Origin of the sequence: Salmonella sp. NW1250, from assembly GCF_051812965.1 — a bacterium.
Lineage (GTDB): Bacteria > Pseudomonadota > Gammaproteobacteria > Enterobacterales > Enterobacteriaceae > Salmonella > Salmonella enterica.
Window position 1 is genome coordinate 84198 of sequence record NZ_JAMNDD010000007.1, and the last position, 22829, is coordinate 107026.

The 22829-nt window shown below is 56.6% G+C and carries 24 protein-coding genes and 1 pseudogene; 2 read left to right on the forward strand and 23 right to left on the reverse strand.

Going from position 1 to position 22829, the window contains the following annotated elements; genetic code table 11:
- Nucleotides 1–97: 97 nt before the first annotated feature.
- The 9 genes and pseudogenes from NBA72_RS13795 to NBA72_RS13835 all read right to left on the reverse strand — a co-directional run bounded on the left by NBA72_RS13795 (nt 98) and on the right by NBA72_RS13835 (nt 9375).
- Nucleotides 98–2224, reverse strand: a complete 2127-nt coding sequence (locus NBA72_RS13795; RefSeq protein ID WP_006785987.1) for a tyrosine-type recombinase/integrase — start codon at nt 2222–2224, stop codon at nt 98–100.
- Complete coding sequence (locus tag NBA72_RS13800) at nt 2224–3201, reverse strand: tyrosine-type recombinase/integrase (protein WP_023202702.1); 978 nt, start codon at nt 3199–3201, stop codon at nt 2224–2226. The genes NBA72_RS13795 and NBA72_RS13800 overlap by 1 nt, the downstream gene beginning before the upstream one ends.
- A gap of 85 nt (nt 3202–3286) precedes the next feature.
- Nucleotides 3287–3514 (reverse strand): annotated as a pseudogene (locus NBA72_RS13805) (DNA polymerase V subunit UmuC); the annotation flags it as partial.
- 2 nt (nt 3515–3516) lie between these two features.
- On the reverse strand, nt 3517–3954 hold the full coding sequence (gene umuD, locus NBA72_RS13810; RefSeq protein ID WP_029376740.1) for a translesion error-prone DNA polymerase V autoproteolytic subunit: 438 nt from the start codon (nt 3952–3954) through the stop codon (nt 3517–3519).
- 686 nt (nt 3955–4640) lie between these two features.
- Complete coding sequence (locus NBA72_RS13815; RefSeq protein WP_006785984.1) at nt 4641–6161, reverse strand: conjugal transfer protein TraG N-terminal domain-containing protein; 1521 nt, start codon at nt 6159–6161, stop codon at nt 4641–4643.
- Nucleotides 6162–6163: 2 nt separating this feature from the next.
- Nucleotides 6164–6502 carry a hypothetical protein gene (locus NBA72_RS13820; protein ID WP_020899218.1) on the reverse strand — a complete coding sequence of 113 codons (339 nt, stop codon included), beginning with the start codon at nt 6500–6502 and terminating at the stop codon, nt 6164–6166.
- 10 nt (nt 6503–6512) lie between these two features.
- Nucleotides 6513–7988, reverse strand: a complete 1476-nt coding sequence (locus tag NBA72_RS13825; RefSeq protein ID WP_020899219.1) for an integrating conjugative element protein — start codon at nt 7986–7988, stop codon at nt 6513–6515.
- Nucleotides 7988–8980, reverse strand: a complete 993-nt coding sequence (locus NBA72_RS13830) for a TIGR03756 family integrating conjugative element protein (RefSeq protein ID WP_020899220.1) — start codon at nt 8978–8980, stop codon at nt 7988–7990. Before NBA72_RS13830 ends, NBA72_RS13825 begins: the two co-directional genes overlap by 1 nt.
- Nucleotides 8977–9375, reverse strand: coding sequence for a TIGR03757 family integrating conjugative element protein (locus NBA72_RS13835; protein WP_006785980.1), 399 nt, complete (start codon nt 9373–9375; stop codon nt 8977–8979). The genes NBA72_RS13830 and NBA72_RS13835 overlap by 4 nt, the downstream gene beginning before the upstream one ends.
- Nucleotides 9376–9711: 336 nt before the next feature.
- On the opposite strand from NBA72_RS13835, the gene NBA72_RS13840 reads away from it, so the two are divergent.
- Nucleotides 9712–10263 carry a hypothetical protein gene (locus tag NBA72_RS13840; protein WP_223201571.1) on the forward strand — a complete coding sequence of 184 codons (552 nt, stop codon included), beginning with the start codon at nt 9712–9714 and terminating at the stop codon, nt 10261–10263.
- A gap of 112 nt (nt 10264–10375) precedes the next feature.
- Here the strand turns inward: NBA72_RS13840 and NBA72_RS13845 are convergent, their stop codons facing one another.
- The 11 genes from NBA72_RS13845 to NBA72_RS13895 are packed head-to-tail and all read right to left on the reverse strand — an operon-like array spanning nt 10376 to nt 18872.
- Entirely contained in the window at nt 10376–10753 is a 378-nt protein-coding gene (locus tag NBA72_RS13845) for a hypothetical protein (protein ID WP_004115528.1), read from the reverse strand.
- Nucleotides 10750–13608, reverse strand: a complete 2859-nt coding sequence (locus NBA72_RS13850) for a conjugative transfer ATPase (RefSeq protein WP_023202704.1) — start codon at nt 13606–13608, stop codon at nt 10750–10752. The genes NBA72_RS13845 and NBA72_RS13850 overlap by 4 nt, the downstream gene beginning before the upstream one ends.
- Nucleotides 13608–14018, reverse strand: a complete 411-nt coding sequence (locus NBA72_RS13855) for a TIGR03751 family conjugal transfer lipoprotein (RefSeq protein WP_006785978.1) — start codon at nt 14016–14018, stop codon at nt 13608–13610. Before NBA72_RS13855 ends, NBA72_RS13850 begins: the two co-directional genes overlap by 1 nt.
- Nucleotides 14018–14413 carry a hypothetical protein gene (locus tag NBA72_RS13860; RefSeq protein ID WP_020899223.1) on the reverse strand — a complete coding sequence of 132 codons (396 nt, stop codon included), beginning with the start codon at nt 14411–14413 and terminating at the stop codon, nt 14018–14020. Before NBA72_RS13860 ends, NBA72_RS13855 begins: the two co-directional genes overlap by 1 nt.
- Nucleotides 14397–15896 carry a TIGR03752 family integrating conjugative element protein gene (locus NBA72_RS13865; protein WP_006785974.1) on the reverse strand — a complete coding sequence of 500 codons (1500 nt, stop codon included), beginning with the start codon at nt 15894–15896 and terminating at the stop codon, nt 14397–14399. Before NBA72_RS13865 ends, NBA72_RS13860 begins: the two co-directional genes overlap by 17 nt.
- Complete coding sequence (locus NBA72_RS13870; protein WP_006785972.1) at nt 15886–16836, reverse strand: TIGR03749 family integrating conjugative element protein; 951 nt, start codon at nt 16834–16836, stop codon at nt 15886–15888. Before NBA72_RS13870 ends, NBA72_RS13865 begins: the two co-directional genes overlap by 11 nt.
- A complete protein-coding gene (locus tag NBA72_RS13875; protein ID WP_004115533.1) occupies nt 16836–17495 on the reverse strand; it encodes a PFL_4703 family integrating conjugative element protein in 660 nt (219 codons plus the stop codon). The genes NBA72_RS13870 and NBA72_RS13875 overlap by 1 nt, the downstream gene beginning before the upstream one ends.
- The gene (locus NBA72_RS13880; protein WP_004115534.1) at nt 17492–17848 is read right to left on the reverse strand and encodes a TIGR03750 family conjugal transfer protein; all 357 of its coding nucleotides are present in this window, start codon (nt 17846–17848) and stop codon (nt 17492–17494) included. Before NBA72_RS13880 ends, NBA72_RS13875 begins: the two co-directional genes overlap by 4 nt.
- A gap of 12 nt (nt 17849–17860) precedes the next feature.
- A complete protein-coding gene (locus NBA72_RS13885; RefSeq protein ID WP_006785968.1) occupies nt 17861–18247 on the reverse strand; it encodes a TIGR03745 family integrating conjugative element membrane protein in 387 nt (128 codons plus the stop codon).
- A gap of 35 nt (nt 18248–18282) precedes the next feature.
- Complete coding sequence (locus tag NBA72_RS13890) at nt 18283–18525, reverse strand: TIGR03758 family integrating conjugative element protein (RefSeq protein ID WP_003029734.1); 243 nt, start codon at nt 18523–18525, stop codon at nt 18283–18285.
- Complete coding sequence (locus NBA72_RS13895; RefSeq protein WP_006785967.1) at nt 18525–18872, reverse strand: RAQPRD family integrative conjugative element protein; 348 nt, start codon at nt 18870–18872, stop codon at nt 18525–18527. Before NBA72_RS13895 ends, NBA72_RS13890 begins: the two co-directional genes overlap by 1 nt.
- A gap of 184 nt (nt 18873–19056) precedes the next feature.
- Here NBA72_RS13895 and NBA72_RS13900 point away from each other — a divergent pair, with 184 nt between their 5' ends.
- Nucleotides 19057–19404, forward strand: a complete 348-nt coding sequence (locus NBA72_RS13900) for an FxLYD domain-containing protein (protein ID WP_016808262.1) — start codon at nt 19057–19059, stop codon at nt 19402–19404.
- 90 nt (nt 19405–19494) lie between these two features.
- Here the strand turns inward: NBA72_RS13900 and NBA72_RS13905 are convergent, their stop codons facing one another.
- Genes NBA72_RS13905 through NBA72_RS13915 form a run of 3 tightly spaced genes read right to left on the reverse strand, consistent with a single transcriptional unit; the run spans nt 19495 to nt 22826 of the window.
- A complete protein-coding gene (locus tag NBA72_RS13905) occupies nt 19495–20253 on the reverse strand; it encodes a TIGR03747 family integrating conjugative element membrane protein (protein ID WP_006785966.1) in 759 nt (252 codons plus the stop codon).
- A complete protein-coding gene (traD, locus tag NBA72_RS13910; RefSeq protein WP_439004999.1) occupies nt 20246–22345 on the reverse strand; it encodes a type IV conjugative transfer system coupling protein TraD in 2100 nt (699 codons plus the stop codon). Before traD ends, NBA72_RS13905 begins: the two co-directional genes overlap by 8 nt.
- Nucleotides 22338–22826 carry a hypothetical protein gene (locus NBA72_RS13915; protein WP_006785964.1) on the reverse strand — a complete coding sequence of 163 codons (489 nt, stop codon included), beginning with the start codon at nt 22824–22826 and terminating at the stop codon, nt 22338–22340. Before NBA72_RS13915 ends, traD begins: the two co-directional genes overlap by 8 nt.
- Nucleotides 22827–22829 lie beyond the last annotated feature (3 nt).

A 22829-nucleotide genomic window follows, 5' to 3' on the forward strand; every position in this document is an offset into this window, starting at 1 on the left:
CAGTAAATAAGCTCTTTTTTATTACTTTCGTTACGGCGTAGCAGCTCCTTACTACGCCGTCCTTCACACACATAAAGTGAATTCCGGTCAGGGCCTGCTACAGAATACGTGGGATATCTGTTTTCATAAGAGCGGCGTTCAGTTTTTCCACATCACCTTCTATTACTTCTTTCTCATCGGGCGTCAGTGGCACTTCTTCAAGATAATGTTTTACCGATGCCTTACTTTCCAGTAACAGTCCTCTTGCACTTCTCTTTGGCAGATTAAAATCACATCCGATGCATGCCATACGGTGCGGGCAACTGCTCCAGAAGGGATTAGTACAGAAAGAGTCGCCCAGATCATAATATGTCGCAGGTCCCGTGAGGCTGGTTGCTGCGGGGTCATGATCAATCAGCACGCTTATCATGTGCGCTACCCGGTCAGCTTTAACAAAAGAGGCAGCAAGCTGCGTCGGGCGTATTCGAATATAATGCATGGTGGATTGCGGCGAAGAGTGTCCTGACCACTGCATCAGCTCGTATAAAGACATGCCCTGAGGAACACTGGCCAGGGCAGTTACGGCCGATGCGCGTCCCCTGTGGCTGGTAATGGGGCCCCGGCTGTCTTCCTCAGGCACTCCTGCCCGGGCACAGAGAACCGGAATAACGGTGCGGTTTATTATGTCTCTTCCCACCGGTTTGCCCCGGTACTGAAACAGAAAACGGACTTTTTCACCGGTGCGTTCATCCGTCAGAGCTGCCTGTTCTTCTGGTCGTTCTGCCAGCCAGATATCGACATACTTTTTCACCACTGCAGAAACCGGCTTAACAAAGGCTTTAGATGTCTTGCCGGCCGGCACGTTCAGATAGCAAAGAGTCCCGGCAGGAATGGTACTGCCGTCGTCCCGGTTAATATCTTCCGATTGTGGAATGATGCAGCCAGCGGTCAGGCGCATCAGCTCATTCTGACGCAGCCCTGCATGCGTCCAGATGACTGCCATAGCCTGCAGCATAGAGAGGGGGTAGTGAATTTCACTGAGCAAATCTTCCTGACGCAGATTCAGGCTTGCCCAGACCAGTTTCAGCCATACAGGATCATCAATAACACGCGGATTGACGCCCTGACGAAAGAGCGGTGTATCAGGTGTGGAGAGATGGCGGGCCGGACTGAATTTCAGACGTCCCCATTCCCAGAGTTCGTAGTCAAACATAAAACGACGAACGGCATACACGAAACCGGCACGGGAATTTGGCAGCATGGGCTCTCCGGAACGTGGAGAGCGGCGCACCCCACGTTCTGTACCCAGTGAAAGTTCATCAACCTTCATTCTTCCGATTGCAGCAATGAAGCTGGCGCAGATCTCCATTGTCCAGTCGGACGGCGAGCGAATTTCCGGATGCTCGCGGGCGAGCCACAGACCGCAGCGGAGGATAAAGCTGTACTGGCTCTCTCTGGACCGGGGCCGAAGCACCGACGTTTCTCTCCAGCGCCGGCACCACGTTACCCACTCTGTGGCAATATTTTCTGTGGGTTTTTCGTGCCACTCACGGTAATTGCGCATACGTACGGCACTTTTGAGGATGCCCATTGCGGCCAGCGCATGTGAAACTCTGCCTACTGTTCGTGCGATTCCCCGATCGTGATAATTCTGCGCGCGCCACAGGAGTTCAGTTGTGAAGCTTTCAAGCTCAGGATTATTGTTCATCATCATCAGTATGCCCAGCAGGGCTGACAGGGCGTTTTTCTGGTTCTGTCGTTTGTATCCCAGCGAGACAAGCGTATCAGTCAGCCGGTTGAGTTCCTGAATGAAAATGTCCCGGCCATAGATGGCACAGGCGTACAACGACGGAGCACCATGATGCGGCAGGTCGAACGGTGAGGGAAACGGGCCAAGATGGAAGGCAAATGCCGCAATAAGGGGCCTGCCGGAACGGTGCTGCAGGCACAACGTCAGCCACTTTTCCGAATCCCACAGCCAGCAGGGTTTCCTTGTCCGGTGTATTTCCGCCAGCACGACAGGAATGATAATCCTGACGAGTCTGTCACTCGTACCGCTGCGGGCGGCAATATCCTGAAGTGGCCGCAGTAAAGATGACAGCGGACCTTGCTTGCTCAAAGCAGAGATACGTTTGTGCCCTGTGCTTAATGCCTCAAGCTCTTCAATGCTTAACACATTATTCAGCTGATAATCTGAACGCCTGAAGGGGACATAAATTTTATGAATTCCTGTTTCTGCTTTCATCACACGGCTCCCGCCTGAAAGATAAGCCCTGCAATCTTACGGTCGGTTTCAGCGACGGCAGCAGCCATGCGGGCAGCCATATCCGTTCCCGACAGATGAATATAAATTTGTGTTGTACGTGGGTCCCTGTGCCCTGCATAAGTAGCCAGTTCATGCAGTTTCCATCCGGCCCGTGCCAGATGCGTCAGCCGGAGGTGACGAAAAGTATGCGTGGTGATGTCTGGCTGATCAGTCTCTGCCGCCCATTTCCGTACGGTTTTACTCCAGCTCCAGAAAGAGAGAGGAGCGCCGTAATTACGGTCAGAGACGGAACGGAACAAAGCACCGCCTGACCAGCCTTCCAGCCGTAGCTTTTGAAAATGGTTTGCCAGTACCGGCGCAACGTCGGCGCTATAGCAGACCATTCTTTCCCGTCTGTTTTTCGTCGTTTCTGCCCGGATGCGTATCAGGCGATGAGCCAGGTCAATGTCCTCAAGCCTCAGAGCCGTCACTTCAGTACGTCGGAGCGCCCCATAATAAGCCAGAGCAAGCATCAGTCGGTCACGCAGAGGCGCTGCAGAAACGTGTTTCAGGAACCTGAGCCACTCCCCGTCATCGGGAATAACGGGGAGTCGGTTGATACGTGGGATCAGGCCGCGTCCGGTATAAATGGCACCAGGCAAACCCGAACGGGGTAACGGGTTGAGACTGCAAATATCCTGATAAACCAGAAAGTCATACCAGAGACGAAGAGCTGAAAGGCGCAACTGGAGCGTGGCGCTTGCAACGGACGACGGCATATCAGGGAGCTGAGGTCGGATATATCCTGCAATGTCTTCAAAGGAAGCTCTTTCAGGAGCAATGTCGTGTATTTCACAGAAGGCAAAAAAATGCGTCAGGGCACTTCGATAGGCTTTAATAGTTGCGCTGGCTCTTCCTAAATTCGAAAGAATTGTAAGCCACTGCTCAGTCAGCAGAAGAGCAGATGCGGAATGCATGGAAGTGTTCACGGCCTTCCCCTTTCAGTTCATAACAACTGATTAAAGTTTATACCGAAGATGTTGCATTCCATTTAACTTACTATAAGCTGTAATTACTTGAAAATGCTACAACACCCTTTTTCTCAGCCTCACGACCAACCTTGAACCAGGGATCGCCCATTTTTAACCCAAGTGATTTTGCTGCTGAGGAACGGGCTATTATGCAGCCATCGTTATTAGACAGCACCACCACAGGTTTGCCACGGAGATCTGGTCTGAAAACTGTCTCGCAGGAAGCGTAAAATGAGTTAACATCGACTAGGGCGAACACTGCTAAGCGCCCCTAAACTTGAATGAATGCACAAGATGGCGTACCACACCGAAGACAACGGTTTCGATGTCGTCAGTCAGGGGTATAGCTGAATATGCGGGATTAGCTGGCAACAGGGCTGGAGAAGGCAACAACTGCAGTCGTTTACAGGTAAACTCTCCATTTACAGCTGCAATGACAATATCACCGTGCTTGGCCTCACGAATACATTCAACTATTAATAAATCTCCATCTCTGATACCGGCGTTACGCATCGAATCCCCTTCTGCTCGCACCAGGTAAGTACTTTCTGGATAGCGGATACAAAGGTCATCCAGGGAAAGACGCTTTTCAACATAATCCTGAGCGGGAGAAGGGAAACCACATGAAACCCCATCGCCAAACAAAGGAACACATGCCAGTGATGGATTGCTACCTGTAAGTCTGGCTATCGCCGCCATCATCAAAACCGGTGTGTTTGCTGAATTTTTCTGCGAACTTTTATCCCAACACATCGTCTGTTCTAAAGGAATTGGCATAACTCGCCCCCCTCAAATTATACTGTTTATAAATACAGTATAATAATGCATTTTCAACGATGACAAGCTGTAACTATTTGGAAAAAAGTAACCTGATGAGTTTTAAAGAATTAATTAGTGTTCTCAGTCAGGTATCATGGATGTTCGTAATTGCACAAAAATTCCGCTATAGTCCCTTTAGAATTCACGTAATTCGGAGGGGGTGATGTATCAGTCTCAAGAGAAACGCGCCTGGAATCGTGGCGTCCGTTTTGCGGGTATATGGAAACGAGCCAGAACTACTCTATTAAACTGGGATAAACGGTGTGTGTCGTGGGCGGCTACTCATCGTCTACCGTCTTGGTGTGGGCATATCCCAATGATACCCATTGCATGTTTTGTAATCCTCACTTTTGGATCATTGTTTCTCATTAGTGCCGTGCTCTCACCTCATAGAAAACATCTCTCCGAAAGTGAAAATGCACCATGTGAGAACTTTATGGAAGAGCAGCCAGGTTATGGAAAATATCGTGATGGCCAGCATGGATGGGGATGGTACGACGCTGCAGGGCGTATGGTTAACGAGGATGAGTAAGGGCTCCCCCTTACTCATTTGTGACAATTTACGCTTACTTCATAGCTTTATTTGCAACAGCATTAGCTCCAGCCTCTCCCAACTTACCTCCAGAGCTTTCAGCTTTTGCTGTTCCTTGCTGATATGCTGAGCTTAAAGCATTCCCGATGGTAACTCCTGCCCATGATAATGCCCCTAACCAAACAGCAGGAAGTACCAGAAACATAGTGCCCATAACCAGATTCATAATAAGGTCATCTGAGCTGTTCTGCAGTCCCGCCATATTGAACCGACTGTGTGTATCCGAACTGTACAACGCGGTTAACAGCCAGCTGTCGAGCCAGCGCGCCAGTTCCCACCAGAATGTCAGGAAGTTAAGAGCAAACATCACAAAGGTCAGCGTAATAACGGTTTTGAATTCGTAGGCCGCAAATGCCAGGATCAGCGGCAGCATGACATATATTGCCATCAGCAGGATGGCCTGCACCATTGGCAGCGCCTGTCGCATCGCATCGAACGCCGGGAACGCGGCCAGACTGCCGAGGGCCGTACCGCCAATGGAGGCCACGCGCGCCGCGGCATTATCCAGGGTAAAATCGGCATTGCCGCCATAGCCGGCATACACGTGACCATTCTGTGAGACAGTCAGGCTTTCCGGGCTTACCAGACGACGGATGACGGCTTCCTGATAGTCACTGTCGTTAAAGCCTGACATTTTCATTGCGGCCGAGATACGCAGCCACATATCGGGGTCGGCCTGATCTTTCACCCGCGCTTTCAGTCCTGTGTCCGTACTGCTCCACCACTCGCTGCAGGTGGGATAGCCTCCTCTTCCGGTATTGGGCCGGCCACTGTCCCGGCTGTCAGACCATGGGAACGCAGCCCGGGGCAGTTTGGACTGCAACGAAGGATAGTACCGGCTCAGGAATGTACTGCTGCCAATCCATTCGATATCACGCAGCGTAGTTTTGTCCTTTGTCTGGCCCTGATCCTGTTGCTTCCACAGATACAGCGCAACCGAATAGCAGTCGTTGGTGAAGTCCTGCAGTTCCTGCGCCAGCGCTTTGTTGTCGATACGCGTATGCTGCACTTCAAAGCGGATCTGCCGCATGTCAGGGCGGCAGGGAATGGTCGCCACGGCCGCCTGGGTTACCCCTTTCGAGAGTTTATGAATCAGCACCCACCACACCGGTGCTGCGGCCGTCTGGTCGTTGAGACTGGTGACCACGCCGGCATACCCGCTTTCATCCGGCGCTTTTGGCGTCCACACACCACAGCTCTTTGCCCGGGTTGTGTCGTACTGCATCGTACTGAGGCTGACATTAATCAGCGGTACGCAGCAGGCAATCATCACCAGGAATCCGGCATACAGCGCGTTCTCGATACGAGGCAGCGACAGCATCCCCTTGTTGCCTTCATCCTCCCCCTCTTCACGGACTTTGAGCCAGATCCCCACCACCTTAAACGCCAGCGGCAGGACAAAAAGCCCGGTGCTCAGCAGGACATTCCACAGGCCGTTATTGATCACCCAGCCGAGCAGCGTGAGAAAATACTCAAGATAGCTGTTTGTTGTCATCGTCAGGCTCCCGGACCGGTAAACATCGCGTACTCACACAACGCGATAAAAAGCACACTGACCACACTGATGCGCAGCAGCGGCCGCCGGTATGCCTCCCGAAAACCCGGCGCATGCCGGATTTTCCAGAGGCCCCAGGCAACAAGCGCATACAGCGCCAGTCGCCACATCAGCCAGCCGTAACGCGTCGACTGCATCCAGCTCCGGAATGCAGCAGCTTCAGTCGGATGTTTCATGGCGGTGTCAGCCATCATCAGTGAGACCACCATGAACAGCGCCATACAGGCGAGGAAGAAGCCGGCACGGGTCAAGACTTTCCTGACAGTCGTTTTATTACGCATCCTTATTCCCTCATTCAGCCGACTGCGGCGCTGCCATCTGGTTGAAGCGACTGTCGGTATTGTCATCGGACTGGGTCTGCGGGTTGGTTTCGACGCGCTGATTCTCCCTGTCGATAATGGTCAGCACAGAATTACGTGACAGTTCGCGCTTCATCTCCATCTCGTTTTTCAGCGCCGCGATTTCCCGATCCAGCGCCTCAATGCGCTGGCCGGCGGTATCAATGGCCTTTGGCTGGGCAGCGGCATTCGGCTCCGACATACCGGTAACCATCATGCGACGCATCAGCAGCGCCGTTTCCACCGTGTCAGACATGGCCAGTTCGCCTGCAAGGCGGGCGGTTAGGGCCGCGTTATCCGGATCACGCTGCAGGGCTTTAATCACGCCGGCCGTCACCGGCAGTCCGCCAGTTTTCAGCTTCGCCAGATTCGCGGCCGTGGGCTTTTCCGTACCGTTGACGAGCCTGACCAGCTGCTCAGCGTTGGCTTTGGTTGCCTCTTCCAGCAGTGGGGCAAAACCGGTGCCGGCAACGGTCGTACCGGGCTGGTCATCCGCATCACCGCTGGTACATTCACTCGCGTTGGCACAGGTGCGCATCGAGCGATCGCCCAGCACCTTCACGGTCATGGCCGCCGCCTCTTCCGCGCTGCCGAATTTAGAGCATGCGCCACCGTTACAGCTGCTTTCGCCCACGGTCGAATCAGACGTGACGGGCAGACCGTTCATCATGTTGTAGCCGGCAGCGACAAGGTCATGGGTGACACGTATCGCGGGCTGCCCCGCCCCCCCACGTTTTTGGCCGCCAACCCAGTTACTACCTGACGCGCCGCTGGCCTTGCGACCTGCGTCATCAACACGAACTGCGTCAGCATCACCGCTGTTTACGATGGATTTGTACTCATCCATCATGGCCTGCTGCGTCCAGTTACTGCTGTCGCTGAAGTCCATCATTTTTTTCGCCATGTTCTGGCAGTTGAGTTGCGCCTTGTCGAATGACACATTGGCCTGAAGCACGCCGTTGGTGAGCATGTCATACAGACCGGGGTTAGCCCGCTGAATGACCATCGCCGGCAGACTGGCCACCGCGCCGGTGGCCCCCTGAATCACGTCGCCCATCAGGTTTTTAAAGCCTGATGTGACGCCGTTGAGCTGGTTGCCGACTGTGGTTTTCAGATCAAAATTGCCGCACATCAGGTCACTGCTCCAGCCGGTATTCAGCCCCAGCTTCTGCATATTGCCGCGCGTGGCCGGCTGGGAAATGACCGAGCCGCCGCCGAGGGTGTAGAACAGTTTGTCCGACACCGCACCATCGACGGACTTGCCGTAACCGATGGCGCTGTTGTTCACCTGCGGCAGGGACATGCCCAGGATGGTATTGTCATCATCGGCCGCGTGCGCGCCCGGGAGGACAGTCAGCAGTGAGCCGGTCAGCAGCAGGCTTAAGCGAACGGCTGAAAATGAAGGTGTTTTTTTCACGGTTTTCCTCATCAGATATCAGTGCTGCCCAAAAATTTCTGCCCGCGCTTTTTGCAGCAGCTGTAGGGCTGCCAGAACGCAAAGGCTTCATTGTTATCGCTCGCGGCGGTATAGCTCCCGTCCGGGAAGACGGCACATGACTGAGTCATGTGGGGAGCCAGCCGCTGCCATTTGTGATTGCGCGTGCCGGTGTTTTCCGTGACTTCGCCCGGTGGCCAGTACCCGTCATGATGGCTGCCCTGGAGCACCTGATAAACATGGGGCTGCCCGGCGCGGGTGATAATGTCTGCCACACGCTGCGCCACCACGGCAGAGGCTTTGTCATCATCGGTCTGGCTGATAAACCCCGAACGGGGATAGATGTTGCCCCACATATTGGCTGCTGCCTGACTGCCGATTTCCCGCTGGCCGGGCACAAGCGCTTCCGGATACAGGGACTCCGGTACGCCCGTGCGCCAGGCCGCCGAATCCAGCGTACTCAGGAAGTAAGGCATTAACGGGGTGGCTGCGGTATCACAGGAATAGCCCGGAATACTGCCGCCAATCAGGGAGGTGGCCGGGTGGCCAATCGCATCGGCATACTTGAAACGCACGGCGGACTTGCGCTGGCCGGGATTTTTCATGTCTGCCGGATTGGCTCCTCCGGCAGAAACACCGGAAAGCCCGCTGGTCACGGCACTTTCCAGCCCGCCGGCGGTCTGGCTGACAAACGCCATTTCCTGCCACGGGTTGCCGCCCGGCGCGACATAGGTCGAAACGACTGCCTGAGGAATGAAGTGGGTGACTTTGACCGACGTGCGCACCTTGCAGCCAAAGGGGGTGCAGAACAGCCAGTAACAGATGCCACTGACACGCCAGCTGATACAGTTTTGCGATACGGCGCTGGCAATAATCTGCGCCGTGTTAAGTGCTGCAACAGCTGCCGGCGCGGTTGCCGTACCCAGTACCGTGGCAACCGCCAGCGAGCACACTGTGGTTCTGATGCGGGAAGGTTTTGTATTCACTGACCACCCCCCCGGTTACGCAGGGAAGTGGCCACGTCAACATCCGTGGTGCCGTACACCACATCGCGGTCATCAAACACCACGGCCGGCACTTTTTTAATGCCCAGTTCCCAGGCCCGGACCACCTGGCGATAGGAATCATTCAGCTGCAGCTGTTTTTGTTGCCAGGCAGATGATGCCATAACCTGCCTGACCTGTGCTTCGGCCTGCTGCGGGTCTGCAGGCAGTTCCCCGAACATCTCGGCCTGCAGTTGGTCAGGACCATCAAGAAGTACCACCGGCACGTCCGGCGGCAGATTTGCCGGCAGATGCTGACTGTCGGTGAAGACGACCGTGCCGGCCAGTACGGATGCCGGCAGCAGAGCCGGCAGGAAAACAAGTGAGGTCAGTTTCATGAATCGGGGCTCCGTCAGACTGAATCGCCTGACAGCGTGCCCGTGGCCGTTCAAAAAAGCCGCATTAAATTCTATACCCGAACAAAAAAATTAATCAGCGAATCTGTAGCTTTTGCAGTAGGAAATGATCACAACCATTTAGCTAATGATATAACTACAGACGGTTAAACCCGGCATAAAGTACTAATCTGTAATCATTCAACTAAATTGCCAGAGGTGATGATGAATATCAGGTATCTGTATGGAAAGGAGAAGATTCTTGGCCCCGTTATCCGCGACGAAGCTCCGATACGACTGTGTGACCTGACGCATTATTCACGCATGGAAAACGAAAAAATGCGCGATAATGAAATGGAAAAAATTTTCACTCCGGATCGTTATCAAGTTGCTATAAAAATTAATGGGCGCACCCTTAACCCTGACGATATGACTGCAGATCCCATGTTTACGCTATCGCCTCGTCATTGTTATTGTTATTGTATATGTTTGAGTAATCGGCAAGATGAGCCAGAACTCTATGCTGCTTTTAAAGCTGATATCTGCATCGCATTCGACGTTGATCTCCTCCAAGAAAGACTTTCTCTTTTAGACCACAGATTCCCGGGTACTGAAATTAAAGGGAAAGATGTGATCTATTATCATCCAGGAACGGCACCAGACAGCTTCACTCCTGAAGAACTTGTTTTTTTTAAACCAAATATATTTTCTCATGAAGCAGAGTATAGGATTGCGCTATTTTATCCTCTAAACAAAACAGGGTTTGCATACGAGGGAGGAGTTTTACCTTTCAAAATGGAAGGTGAATCAATGTTCATGGATATTTCCCATCAGCAAAAAGGATTTATAAGTGAATGCGTTAAGAAGGTTATGCGAAGGAAATCTTCTTGACCTCGTAGTCAATTTTATGACGTTACTTAGCAAAAAACCGGCCCTGAGGGCCGGTATGCAATATTGTTATTTTCTTTTTGTAATCATGCCCCTGGTGAAGGCAAGTCTGTAGTTATACGTCAAGCCCGTTAATCCACAGCATCAGATACACCAGGTCAGCCGAATCCGGCACCGTGATATACCAGCGCGGATGCGCATACTCCTCTTCCTGCGGCCAGCTCGTCTGTCCCGTCACGGTGATAAGAATATTCACCGCCTGCTTCAGCTTTCCCTCAAGATAGATGGCCACGCTGCTGCTGAGTCCCACCCGGTGCGGGTGACACGTCATTTTGACCGGCCCGGTCAGGCGCTGCCTGAGCATCGCCCGCAGCCTCACCAGATGCTGATGTGTCGCCGGGAGCACGCCGGGCTCCCCCTGAGGCGACAGGGTGAAAAGCGCACCGCCACTGTGCTCATGAATGGCGGGTTCAGGGTACTTCAGTGTCATCATACCGTGGCAGGCTCCTGTTGTTTATCCGTCAGACCGCGCAGACGGTCCAGATTCTGCGCGACGCGTTTTGCCGCCTCGAGTTCGCTGCAGTGAAATTCATTCATCAGCGCCCGGCGTTCGGCTTTCTCTTCTTTTTCCGTCATGCCCAGTGCCAGGAAGAGACTGGGCGGCACGGCACGAAACAGCGCTTCGATCCGTTTCGCCAGCACCACGCCTTCCGTATAACACCCCGACAGTTTACTGGCGGAAAGCAGCACCGATTCCTGCTCCGGCGTGAGCGCGCGGAAACGGCTGATATCTTTGACCTCCTCCGGGGGCATGGTCAGACAAATCCACCATTCCGCCATGTTCAGCATTTTTTCGGCAATATCCGGGTAGTCTTTAAGGTTCTGGGTGGCCAGCCACAGCCAGGCACCGAGCTTACGCCACATCTTGACCACCTTCGTCATGTAGGGCGACAGCAGCGGGTTGACCGTCACGATATGCGCCTCATCCACCGTGAAGACAATATCCCGGCCCAGGAACTGGTCACGCTCCGCGATGTTGTTGATCATGTTGGTCATCGAGACCATGGTCAGGGCCATCTGCGCCTCGTAACCCTCACGCGCCAGATGCCCCAGGTCGACCAGCGTCACGTCCGCTTCCGGCCACAGCTCCCCTTCGCGGTTGAACAGCTCCGCTTCAAAGCTCCCGGCCTGAGTGAACATGCCCAGGGATTCCGCCATTTCCGCCGCTTTCGCCTTGCGCTGAGCATTGCGGACATTGATGACGCCCTCATCGTTGTCAGAGGCAATGTCGTACAGCGCCTTCTGCAGGTCAGACGGCAGCATCTGCCGCCCTTCCTTATACGTGGCATGTGCCGCCATCAGCAGCGCCTCACGTATCATCGCCCTGTCGGCACGCTTAAGGTCAGCCTCTTCTTTCGGGTCGCCGCCGGTGATCATCATGCGCGCGGAGATTTCCATTTCACCGAGAACGTCACGCTTGTCATCCTCGCCATCGTCGTCCGTGTCGATATCAGGCAGGTCGCTCTCATCCACGGCCTGGGCGGCCAGGCCTTCTTCCACCAGTTTGTGAGCATCAGCAAACGGCGGCAGACTGACGCCGCTTCCGGGTTTGACGCTGATTTTATTCACCGTCAGCCCGAGGCTGTCAAAGAAGTCGGCCAGCAGGCCGAACGAGTTGCCGGCCTCCGCAATAAACAGCCGCGGACGATGGACGGCCATCAGCTGGGAGAGCGCGGCACACAGCGTGGCCGACTTGCCCGCCCCGGTCGGGCCGAACAACAGCAGATGCGCGTTCTGGGTGCGGTCGAGCTTGTTGAGCGGATCGAATGTAAGGGTATCCCCGCCGCGGTTGAAAAAGCTGAAGCCGGGATGCCCCGTGCCGGTTTCCCGCCCGGTTACCGGCAAAAGTCCTGCCAGGTGCTGAACCCATGTCAGACGGGTATACCAGTGTTTTTTGTCGCTGTCCGGGTTAAAGCACATCGGCAGCGCCCGCAGCCAGCTGTTCAGCGGACCTTCTTCAAACTCCGGCCGTACCGGCTGCAGACCGGCCCCTAGCAATACGGTGGACAGCTCCAGCCGCTTGCGCTTCAGGCTGGTCATGTCGTCGCCGCGCAGCAGGAAGGTGATCCCCGCCCGGTACAGCTTGTGCCGGTTGCCCAGATACTCTTTGACCGTCTTCACATCCTGGCGGACGCGGCCCGACTCGGTATTCTCACCGACCGCATTTTTCGACAGCCGGTTAAACTGCTCTTCAAGCCGGTCCTGGGGCTGTACCACCACGGTCATGCACACCATGGTCCCTTCCGGAAACATATCCATCAGGGCATTAATTTTCTTTTCACCCCGGCTTTTCTCGCCGGTCAGGGTGCCCGGCTCCGGCGGTGTACGCAGTTTTTCCACCGCCACCGCGCAGTGCGGCTTGTTGTCAATCCACCACACGCCGTTTTCCGGGTCTGAAACCGGCGGCGTGAACCACAGGGTTTCGGCAAAATCATTGCTGACCGGCACGGTGCCTTCAGGTGTCTCGCGCGGGTCTGCGTAAGCAGCCTGCCGATAGAGCGTGGTTTTCTCCACCCAGTCCGGTGACGGATTGAACAGCCGCAGCAGCCAGCCATGCACCTGCAGGCCGTTCTGCCGGGTGCAGCGGATCCCCGCCCCGCCCAGGGCATTAACGACCCGGTCACACACCTGATTGAGCATCGCCACCGGCGGCATCGGATCCCGGCTTTTACCAAGCCAGCGATAAACAACCATCCGGGTGCGGCGCTGCTGCCCGCGCCACGGCTGGCCGGTAATCAGCGAGTCAGTAAAAAGTCCCTCAGGCCGGGAGATACTGCGGATATGGCGCTCCATTTCACCCAGCCAGGCGTCGGTAAACGCCGTGCGCTGTGCATGTGGTTTGACATACCCGCGCAGCCTGTCCAGGTACGCGTCAGTGTCGTCCTCGTCCTGGCAGAAGAACTGCACGACCCAGGGATTCACGTCATGTTCATCAAAGCTGTCCTGAAGTGCATCCTCAACCGAGTCCCGGATCTGCTCCAGGCGCTCTTCGGTTCGCCCTTCGGTCGCCACCGGTGTCACATCATAAACGGCCCCCACCGACACGCCGTCATCAAGCAGGAGACACTGCTCTTCATCGAGAAATTCTGCCCAGGGCAAAAAGTCAATGATGGACGGATTGGCGTGATAAACCTTCTCCTCATCCTGGCGCGTCATTTTCCCGGGGCGCTTCAGAGGTTGCCGGCCCTTCACGGCCGCGGTCAGGGTTTCATCTGCCTGAACGGACTGGCCGTCATCAACCGGCGTCTGCCGGTCGGTGGATTTATTACGCGTAAACAGTGAAAGCATTACAGGGCCTCCGTGCGCTCGCCAGGCATGGCATACTGCGTCTGGCTGTAGAACGGGAACACAGTGCTGTAACCCGGCACCGGCGTGTTACCGTCTGCCAGATGGGGATACAGGTACATCACCATGTCGGGGTTGGGCAGCCGGGGAAACTGCTGGGTGATTTCGCTTTCCTGAGTACGGCTGTAGCTGCGGTCGGCCTGCGCGTCCGCCTGCGTTTCGCTGCCCGTCAGCGGGCGTCGCAGCGTGTCGCGGGCCGCCGCAGACTGGCGGGAAGTACTGCCGCCACCGTCCGCCCCGTTCCACAGTTCAAGCATGGTGTTATCGCCCGCCGGCAGCATTTCCTCTTTGGAGGTTGAGCAGCCGCTGAGCATTACACAGCTCAGGGCCAGAATGAAAACCGTTCTGTACATTACCGGTATCTCCTTTGTGAGGCGGCCGGATCGTAACCGCCGCAGATAAAAACGAACGCACTGACATTCAGCAGGTGCCCCAGCTCCCGTAATGTCATACGCGGGCAGTAAAGCCGGCGCGGGATTTTCGGGCTGCGCCACGAAACGGCACACTCCCGGGCACTGAGCGGCAGGGAGAACCTGCCGATATCCAGTAAAAGCTGGCCATTGCGCCAGCGCAGTAAAGGTGCGCCGGCAGGCAACAGCGCGACGGGTCGCAGCAACAGAACCGCAGAAGACGCAGGGATCACGTCAATATGCCAGCCTGCCCCGTCGCTGAACATCCAGCACACGGATGAAAGAGGGAAAAACGTTATCTGTCCCGCCATGGCCGTGTACTCAGTCCAGTCCGCCATTGTCACTGACGCCACCCGGCAGGGTGAAGTCGTAGCGCACCTTACGGCCCTTATCTTCATAATCAATGGCCAGCTGACGGGTGATATGCACGGCGAGACGGGCACCGGGCGGCACATAAATGGCATCAAACGTCATCCCGTAACGCTGTTTGATCCAGTCGGTGGTTTCAGACATGCCGCCGGAAATGGCTTTCCCCAGCGCCGCCTGTCCGGCGTCGCCGGTCATGGTGGCGGAAATGCCATTCACGTTGTTCTGCGTCGTGTACTGCCCCTGGCTCATCGCTTCACCCGCCGCACCGGCAGCCGACAGGCCAAAGATGGTGGGCAGGTAGGTGGAGGCGTTGGACTTACGTTCGCCGCCAATGCACGGGATCCCGTTTTCATCCGAAATCCAACCGATACCGCCACTGGTGCCGGTATCCTGTTTAGCCTGAGCGTTATTATTTTGCCCGCCGGCGTTGTTACTGGTGTCGGGTCTGGGGAGGGTGCGCACCGTACCGTCGGAAAAAACAAAGGTGACGCTGTTAACCTGCCCGCGCACGCAGGACAGCGTCCAGTCGCCGCTGGCCGTCCCCGAAACAATCGCCCCTTCGACGTCCGGTAACTCGATGCCGTTCGCCGTCAGGTTATCCTTACCGATAAGCACCTTGAACGGATAAGGATCGGTCACGGTGCCGTTGATGGGCACCCGGCCAAGCAGTGCCGTCATGGCGCGGCTGCCGACCAGCGTGGAATTTTCCGGCAGCGTGTAAACCGGCTCGGCGCTCTCTTCCGCCCCTTTTTCATTCGTCCGTCCCTTCACTTTCTGCTCATAGGCGGCTTTCTGGCGGGTCAGCTCATTTTCCCCCAGAAAAGAGGTCGGGAACTGAGGTGAGGCTTTGCCGCTGGCCGCATCCCGCGGATCCGTCTCTTTCTGGTCCGTCGGCGCGACCCACATCATGCCGTCACTGCCCTGAGAAGCGCTCCCCCCGGTGCTGCTGCCCATGCCGTCCAGTCCCAGCCCCAGCGGGATATCGCTGTCCGCCGTTTTTTTCTCGCTGTCAGGCTTTTTGAGTTTGTCAGTCAGCTCCTGGATTTTCGCCGTCAGGCTCAGTTGTTCGTTCTGAAGCTGAGCCTGCCGCTTGTCGTACTGCTCGCGCAGGCCATTAACGGCCTCATTCACCTGTCCTGAAACGTCCTGATTGCGCCGGCGCAACCGTTCGTTTTCTTTCACCAAATCCGCGTTCTGCTTATCCAGCGTTTTCTGGCGGTCACGCACATCGTTCAGCCGGCCGATGAGCGTGCGCAGGGTGTCCTCCGGCGTGTCGCCTTCCACCCCCAGCGCCTTCAGTTCATCCGGCGAGAGGTTTTTCAGGGAGCCGCTTTGTTTTGCCTGAGGTTGTTCTGCCGGTTCGTTTTTGCAGCTTTTGAGCCCCACGGCCAGCCCGGCAATCACCACGGCCGGCACGATAAACTTCACCAGGGCATTAGATTTAATCTGCATGGCGGGCCTCCTGTTTTACCGTGCGGGTCGCTTTACGCAGTGCAGACGGCTCAGCAATGAATGCGCTCTCCGGACGACCGGCGGTCACCACATACACCGTGGTGGTGTCTTCAGGCGTGCCGGCCGGACCGACCCAGCGGTGCTGGAAGGTGGCGGACACAAACTGTCCCTGCAGCGAGCGTGGATCCAGAACGACCTTACGGCTGCCGGTGTTCGTGAGCCTGAGTGCCACCACGCTGCGGTTTGCCACACCCCAGCCAGCCAGCGGCGTGACCGTTAATGGTTCAGAGGGATACAGCGTGCTGACACGTCGGGGCAGATGAGGATTGACCGGATGAATACCCGGGACCGCCTCGACCGTACGTGCCGGAGCATAAAGGCTCTGAGCGGCATATCGGGTCAGCAGCACCGGGATGGGGGCGCTGTAGCGGATTTTTTTACGCTTTGCCTGAGTACCATCATCGCTGCCGGTGGGAGCAGATGAGCCTGATCCGGAAGCAGCCCGGTCTGCACCACCTGGCTGACCGGCCGCATCGCCGGCGTGACTCAGCGTGCTGACATCACCGCTGTAGACCAGCCGCACCGGCTCAGTCGGCCCTTTTTCACCGGCGGCGATATCAAACAGCAGAACCTCGCCGCTTTCCACATCCTGCAGCTGCACCCGCGTCTGCGGAAAGGCGCTGTCGGCTTTCAGGTAGACGGCTCCCCCGGTGCTCTGCACCCGGAGTTTACCGTTAAGCGCCGGCGGAAAACCGACGCGGACGTTTTTGTCCACAAAGACCACCCGCTCCTGCCCCACCTTCAGGGGGATCTGCAGCGGAATACGCTCCCATTTCATCAGCTCATCTGCGCCGGCAGGACGTGATACCAGCATTGCCAGGGGCAGCAGGGCGAAGGACAGCGCCATCAGCCCGGCGCGGTAGTGGGGGTTTTTACTCATCACTGAAACACTCCTGACTTCTCCGGTTTAGGTGCAGGCGGTGCCGCCTCCAGACGCTGGGGCACACCGGCATAACAGTCCAGCGCCAGCCCGAACGGGTTGCGCTCCGCATCACCTTCCCAGCGCACCACTTTAAGCGGGTAACGTACCAGGGCGCGTTTGACCGGCTCGGCATGGAAATATTCGTCGGCCACCACGTCCAGGCGGGCAATCCAGTGATCGCGATCCTGTACGGTCACGCTCTGTGACTGGTAACCGCGACCAGGCACTTCATACACCACGCGCACGCGGTCGGTGAGCTCCCCGGCGTCACCGCGTTTCTTTGCATCCGCTTTCAGGAAATCCTGACAGGACGGCGTCAGATACGGCGACAGCGCATTGATTTTGGCGGAATAATCCACCTCGCCGTTTTTCGGCCAGGCATTGAGCTGCTGAAAAATGTAGAACGCAAAGGAGTAGACCGTCGGGGGCGGCACTTCCCACCAGGGCCGCGTGCTGCCGGTACGTAAATCCGGCGGGTTATGCACGGTCAGCTTGCTGGGTGCCAGCATCCAGCCTGCACAGGTGAATAAAAGGAAAAAGGCAAGCACGGCGCAGGCGATGCGCAGCGTCTGAATATGCTGGTCGCGGTCTTTTACCGCATGGCGAAAACGGCTCATGAGGCTCTCCTGTTACGTTTCACTGACCAGCCCCGGGCATCCACAATCAGTTTCGGATTGCCCATCCCCAGCCGGCGTTTTTTCGTCTCCAGTCGCTGCCAGAGCCAGTTCTCGGGCTTACCGCGCTTGAGCCTGGCCATCCAGCGGCCGCCGAACCAGACGAGCAGCAGCGGCATGACCAGCAGGCCGGTGGGAACGACAACCCAGCCGGCAAGCGGGATAAACGGCAGTGACAGGAGCAGACCCGCACCCGCGCCGGCAAGGGCTGCCAGCCCCATCTCATGGGTGGTAAACCCGCGAAATACCACGGGCTCACTGTTGAGACGGTCAGGTAAAAAACGAATGGTCTGCATCGTCGCAGGCTCCTACAACAGAATGTCGGCAGACTTGCCGAGCAGCCAGATAACGGCAACCAGCAGCACCACACCCACCACCACAATGGCCCCGAATTTGGTCCAGGTGGCTTTCTCATTGCGGACTTCGGTGAAGGTGTGCAGGGCGGCAATGGCAACGTTGATAAAGGCAACGGCCGCCACGACCAGCCCCCCGATAACAATGCCGTCCTGCAGGTAGCCCTTGATTTGTCCGGACAGCCCGCTTCCGCCTCCGGATTCAGGCGCTTCAACGCTTGGCAAGTCCGCAAAGGCCGGTTTGCAGGTGAGCCAGCCCAGGAGGGCAAGCGTACCGGCGCGGGTCAGCGTACGACTGGCGAGACGGCGCAGGCGGGCAACAACAGACTCAGAATGGTGCATGGAATTCATCTCCTGACTTAACGTTCATAATCGGGTTAACTGGCAAACATCCAGATACACACAAGCAACAGCAGCACGGTGCGGACGGCAAAACGCCCCAGGGCCGCGTCCCGCACTTTGGTGTTACTCCAGCCGGTCCAGACATCCGACAGCGCCCACGCGGCCCATAAAAAAAGAAATGCCAGCAGTGCCCCGATGCAGAGCAGATGAAGGATGTTCACATCAAGACTGCCGGAGCCGGCTTTAAACGCGTTCGTTTGTTCGGATGTCATGGGCATCAGGGCCGCTCCCGCCGGTAATTACCGGCCACATAAGACGGGTCACGCGGTTGCGCGCGGGAGGGCTCCAGATAGCGGTCAATGCCGCTGCGGATGGTGTTGAGATCGGATGTGGCCTGACGGTAATCAAAAAAAAAGCGGCCACGGTCAGCCGGGTCGGCCTGTGCAGCCGCCACGCGGGCCCGTTCAAGCGACGCCTGAACCTGGTCCAGCTGACGCTGAACAGACGCAAGCTCGTCTTTCTCGGATGCCTGTGCAGCAGCTGATGCCAGAAAGGTCAGCAATACCAGGCCAGTGATGCCCGGGACACGACGGTTGCGCCGCATGGCCGGACGATTTGAGTTCATACGCACCTCCAGAAGGATTAAGGGGTGCGGACAGGATGCGGAAGAGGGAGCGTCGGGTCAGCGATAAACCCTAAACAGGAATTTCAAAATTAATTGCAGGTCAGTGCCGGTGGCAGGTTTAGCTGTAAATAAAGGTTCATTGTGATATTAAGAAAACTCAACGGTAAACAGAGGGAAAATGAAAATGATGAAGACTGTTCTGAAGGCCACGTTAATCACTGCACTGATTACCGGCCCTGTTCTTGCGGCCGACGGTACTGGCAAAGTCCAACTTTCAGACCTGCATTTCGCCACAGCAGCAAATGGTTTGCAGCAAATTGAAGGCACGGGAACAAACGTGTCAGGTGGGCCTGTGAAGACTGTAATTGTCAAATTCAACTTGCTTCAGAATGGGGCAGTAATAGGAAATACGGCAGCGATGGCTGAAAATCTGGAGCCGGGTCAGCAATGGAAGCTACAGGCACCCTACGACAGCATAACCAACAAGCCAGACAGCTTCAAAGTGACAGAACTGACGGTATTTAATAACTGACACTGACGCGCCAGTAACAGTGGTTTCATGGCTTGTCTGCTGACGGCAGGCGCGCAAAACAAGTTTTGCACGCCTCCGTCCAGCCCTGATTTAAAGATACTTCTTGAATGAGGCAGTGGTCACGGTCACGGCGATACCCAACAGGACAGCCGCCGGCAACAACAGCAGATTGGGGTAGACTGCAGTGGGCCAGGAAAGGTACAGCATGGCGGGCACCACGGCTGCCGGTTTGACCAGTTTCTTGGCATGGTGATAGACAAAAGAACTTTCATACCCCGCCCCGTAACGCCGCAGATCACGCCGCCCCAGCCCCTCAACCAGGGCCACCACCACGACCAGCACAAACAGCGGGACGGACAGCACCAGGATGGTGACGCGTACCAGTGTGATAATGCTTATCCATACCGTGGCCAGCAGGTATTCACGCAGGTAGCCGGCAAGCCAGCCGCTCCAGCTGTTGATTTCCCGCGTGACTGCATTGTCACTGTGCATCTGGTGCGCATACTGCTGCCGGACCCAGTCAAGGAAGCCACTGTCCACAAAGGCCCACTGATACGCGGTGCTAACCCAGCGCACAACCGTCACCGATGGCTCAGACAGCAGCAGGCTGCGGGTGAACTCTGTGGACAGCCACCCCAGCTCGGTGTTCATGACCGCTTCACTGTGCGCCGCCCCGGCTTCCGGCCAGAAGAAGGCGATGCCGATATATTCAATCAGCAGGCTCAGCAGCAGCGAGGACAGCACCACGCCCACCAGGGCCCATGGCCAGCCCCAGAGCAGATTATACAGAATGCCGTGCTTGCGTTCCGGCAGCGTCTGCTGCTGTGGGGGACGTTTTACCTCAGCCATTCGCCCCTCCTGTGACCGGCACGTTCAGGGCCGGGCCGTCCCGCCACCAGGATTCGCCGCTGTGATAGCTGCGCCGCATCTCCTCCGCTATTTTCTCAATACTTTCCGGCATCAGCACATCATCAGCATCCCCGGCAGGCAGCGGCATGCGGATTTTCCACAGTTGCCCTCCTTCCAGCAGGGCAAACGCCTGCCCTTTTGGTAGCGTCACGATATCGGCCGGCTCCAGTAGTGGGACTTTTACCGTCCCGACGCGGTCCTGGGTGCTTGAGGTGAAGTCCTGGTCTGCATTGACATCCGCCGTGTCCTGGTGCCCGGAGACCAGCGTTTTGGTGTAAATCTCCACCTGCGGCAGCTGCGTGGTCAGCAACTCGGCGGTGCGGTTCTCCCTGACGCGCAGCATAATCAGGTTGTTAAAGTTACCCTGTACCTGGGCCGTCTTGGCCGCATTCCCGATGCGTGCCTCAATATCAGAAGACGTCTGGGTATAGGCCGTCACCTGCATGCCGGCACCGCCCCCTTTGTTGATGAGAGGAATAAACTCATACCCCATCAGCTCGTTAAACTCATCGCAGTGCAGGTTAATCAGGGACTTCCCTTCTTTCCCGCCCGGCAGGCCCGCATTGATACCGTGTTTATAAATGTGCCCGGCCACACTCACCAGATCGGCGAACATGGAGTTACCGACCGCGCTCGCCACTTCACTGTCACTGAGCGCATCGAGCCCCACATACACCACGGCTTTTTTACGGATGATCTGTTCCCAGTCAAAAATCGGCCGCGTGTCGTCAATGTCCTGATAATCCGGCAACAGCAGCTCGGCGGTCTTGCCGGTGGTCAGTTTTTCCAGCAGCGGCAGCAGCGACGCCACGATTTTGTCAAAGTAAGTACGGTCATAACGTACCGCTGACCGCAGCCCGTCAAGGATGGGATCATAGAGTTTTTTACCCTCTTCTGAACTCAGGGCAACCTCAATGGCCCAGATACGTAAGGCATCCGGCTGACCCTGCATGTTACGGGGCACGTCGTCCTCTCCCAGCACCTGCTGATTATTCTCAATCTGCGTCTGCAGAGCCGGCAGCTGCGCCTGGATGATTTTTTCCGCATAGCGGATATAGAGATCGGCGATATTGTTCACGTAGCGCATGATCAGCGTGTAGTCAGGGCGCTCACCCAGGGCGACCAGCGCACGGGCGATGATGTTGACGAACCGCCAGGCAAATTCGCGAAATGCCGCGCTGTTCCCCTCACCCGACAGCTGACCGGCCACGCGGGACGCCACCTCTGACACGCGACCAAAACGCCCGACGGCATTATAACGGGCTGAAATTTCAGGCCAGCCAAGATGAAAAATATACAGCTTGTCCCCGCGTCCAGCCCGGTGGGCCTCTGCCCAGACGCGTTTCATCAGGTCTGCGTCGCCTTTCGGATCAAACACGATGGTGACTTCACCCCGCCGGATATCCTGGGTGACCAGCAGCTCTGCCAGCCGGGTCTTCCCGACGCGCGTGGTGCCGTACACCACCGTATGGCCAACGCGCTCCCCCAGAGCCAGGGTGACGTCTTTTTCGTCGGGCTCGATGCCGTGCAGCGCCGGATTGCCGCCCACCGGTGGTAATGGCCGCACCGGGTTCAGCGGCGTATCGGCACTCAGCAGCTTACCCAGCCAGGGCAGACGGTGCTCTGTCATCATTTCGAGCTGACGCGCCCCCAGGTAAAAGCGGTTTGGCTGCAGGTAACGGGCCACTTCAGGGCGCAACGTATCCTGCAGCCGCTGGGTGTGTTTCTGCGTCCAGCGGAACCCCCGGCCTAGAAACAGGCGACGATGACTGACGGGGATCTGTTTAGTACTCATGACATAGCGCGGCAGGCGGCGGAGATTCCGGCGGTAGCGAATAATCTTCATCCCCTGATGCGTGCGGGTGACGGCCAGCGCCGCAAACCCGGCTGCGGTGACATAGCTGACAGACGGAGCCAGAGCGACAGCCCAGGGTGCCTGCACACAGACATACGCCGCCATGCCCGATACCACGGCGGTATTCAGCTCAACGGCCGGACGCAGCAGGGCCTCAATGACGTAACGGTTACTCATCGTCTGCCTCCTTTATAATTTTACCGTCGGCTATACGGATATACGTTCCCCTCCCGGCACCGGCTTCCCTGCAGGAAAGGGAGTGGTAACGCAGGGCATCCGCCAGTAAGCGCCAGAGCACATACAGAACATTCGACAGGATGAAAAAAATGATCCATACAGCCCGCAATGACAGCAGGTAATTGTTCGCCGCGGTTTCTGTGGAGACGGCAGTGACGGTACAGGCTGCCGGCTTTGCATCAGGCGGAGCCGCATTATCAGGCGCCGGGCATTCCTCCCACATGTAATGTCCGGGCGGCGCGGTGCGCCATGCCGTTGCCTCCTTCTGCAACTGGTCGTTCAGGTCACTGACCGGATGGCCGAAAACAAGCCAGGCGAGCAGGTAGACACCGCCGAAAGCGGCAGGCACGAAAACGGCATGACGGAATAAACAGAACACAAGCCACAACGCGTAACGCAGGCTGTTCAGGAAGATGTGCATAAA

What these genes read in the sequence shown, in the direction of transcription:
- NBA72_RS13795 (WP_006785987.1), bottom strand. Translation starts at nt 2,224, where the DNA reads ATGAAAGCAGAAACAGGAATTCATAAAATTTATGTCCCCTTCAGGCGT.
- NBA72_RS13800 (WP_023202702.1), bottom strand. Translation starts at nt 3,201, where the DNA reads ATGCATTCCGCATCTGCTCTTCTGCTGACTGAGCAGTGGCTTACAATT.
- umuD (WP_029376740.1), bottom strand. Translation starts at nt 3,954, where the DNA reads ATGGCGGCGATAGCCAGACTTACAGGTAGCAATCCATCACTGGCATGT.
- NBA72_RS13815 (WP_006785984.1), bottom strand. Translation starts at nt 6,161, where the DNA reads ATGACAACAAACAGCTATCTTGAGTATTTTCTCACGCTGCTCGGCTGG.
- NBA72_RS13820 (WP_020899218.1), bottom strand. Translation starts at nt 6,502, where the DNA reads ATGCGTAATAAAACGACTGTCAGGAAAGTCTTGACCCGTGCCGGCTTC.
- NBA72_RS13825 (WP_020899219.1), bottom strand. Translation starts at nt 7,988, where the DNA reads ATGAGGAAAACCGTGAAAAAAACACCTTCATTTTCAGCCGTTCGCTTA.
- NBA72_RS13835 (WP_006785980.1), bottom strand. Translation starts at nt 9,375, where the DNA reads ATGAAACTGACCTCACTTGTTTTCCTGCCGGCTCTGCTGCCGGCATCC.
- NBA72_RS13840 (WP_223201571.1), top strand. Translation starts at nt 9,712, where the DNA reads ATGCGCGATAATGAAATGGAAAAAATTTTCACTCCGGATCGTTATCAA.
- NBA72_RS13845 (WP_004115528.1), bottom strand. Translation starts at nt 10,753, where the DNA reads ATGATGACACTGAAGTACCCTGAACCCGCCATTCATGAGCACAGTGGC.
- NBA72_RS13850 (WP_023202704.1), bottom strand. Translation starts at nt 13,608, where the DNA reads ATGCTTTCACTGTTTACGCGTAATAAATCCACCGACCGGCAGACGCCG.
- NBA72_RS13855 (WP_006785978.1), bottom strand. Translation starts at nt 14,018, where the DNA reads ATGTACAGAACGGTTTTCATTCTGGCCCTGAGCTGTGTAATGCTCAGC.
- NBA72_RS13860 (WP_020899223.1), bottom strand. Translation starts at nt 14,413, where the DNA reads ATGGCGGACTGGACTGAGTACACGGCCATGGCGGGACAGATAACGTTT.
- NBA72_RS13865 (WP_006785974.1), bottom strand. Translation starts at nt 15,896, where the DNA reads ATGCAGATTAAATCTAATGCCCTGGTGAAGTTTATCGTGCCGGCCGTG.
- NBA72_RS13870 (WP_006785972.1), bottom strand. Translation starts at nt 16,836, where the DNA reads ATGAGTAAAAACCCCCACTACCGCGCCGGGCTGATGGCGCTGTCCTTC.
- NBA72_RS13875 (WP_004115533.1), bottom strand. Translation starts at nt 17,495, where the DNA reads ATGAGCCGTTTTCGCCATGCGGTAAAAGACCGCGACCAGCATATTCAG.
- NBA72_RS13880 (WP_004115534.1), bottom strand. Translation starts at nt 17,848, where the DNA reads ATGCAGACCATTCGTTTTTTACCTGACCGTCTCAACAGTGAGCCCGTG.
- NBA72_RS13885 (WP_006785968.1), bottom strand. Translation starts at nt 18,247, where the DNA reads ATGCACCATTCTGAGTCTGTTGTTGCCCGCCTGCGCCGTCTCGCCAGT.
- NBA72_RS13890 (WP_003029734.1), bottom strand. Translation starts at nt 18,525, where the DNA reads ATGCCCATGACATCCGAACAAACGAACGCGTTTAAAGCCGGCTCCGGC.
- NBA72_RS13895 (WP_006785967.1), bottom strand. Translation starts at nt 18,872, where the DNA reads ATGAACTCAAATCGTCCGGCCATGCGGCGCAACCGTCGTGTCCCGGGC.
- NBA72_RS13900 (WP_016808262.1), top strand. Translation starts at nt 19,057, where the DNA reads ATGATGAAGACTGTTCTGAAGGCCACGTTAATCACTGCACTGATTACC.
- NBA72_RS13905 (WP_006785966.1), bottom strand. Translation starts at nt 20,253, where the DNA reads ATGGCTGAGGTAAAACGTCCCCCACAGCAGCAGACGCTGCCGGAACGC.
- traD (WP_439004999.1), bottom strand. Translation starts at nt 22,345, where the DNA reads ATGAGTAACCGTTACGTCATTGAGGCCCTGCTGCGTCCGGCCGTTGAG.
- NBA72_RS13915 (WP_006785964.1), bottom strand. Translation starts at nt 22,826, where the DNA reads ATGCACATCTTCCTGAACAGCCTGCGTTACGCGTTGTGGCTTGTGTTC.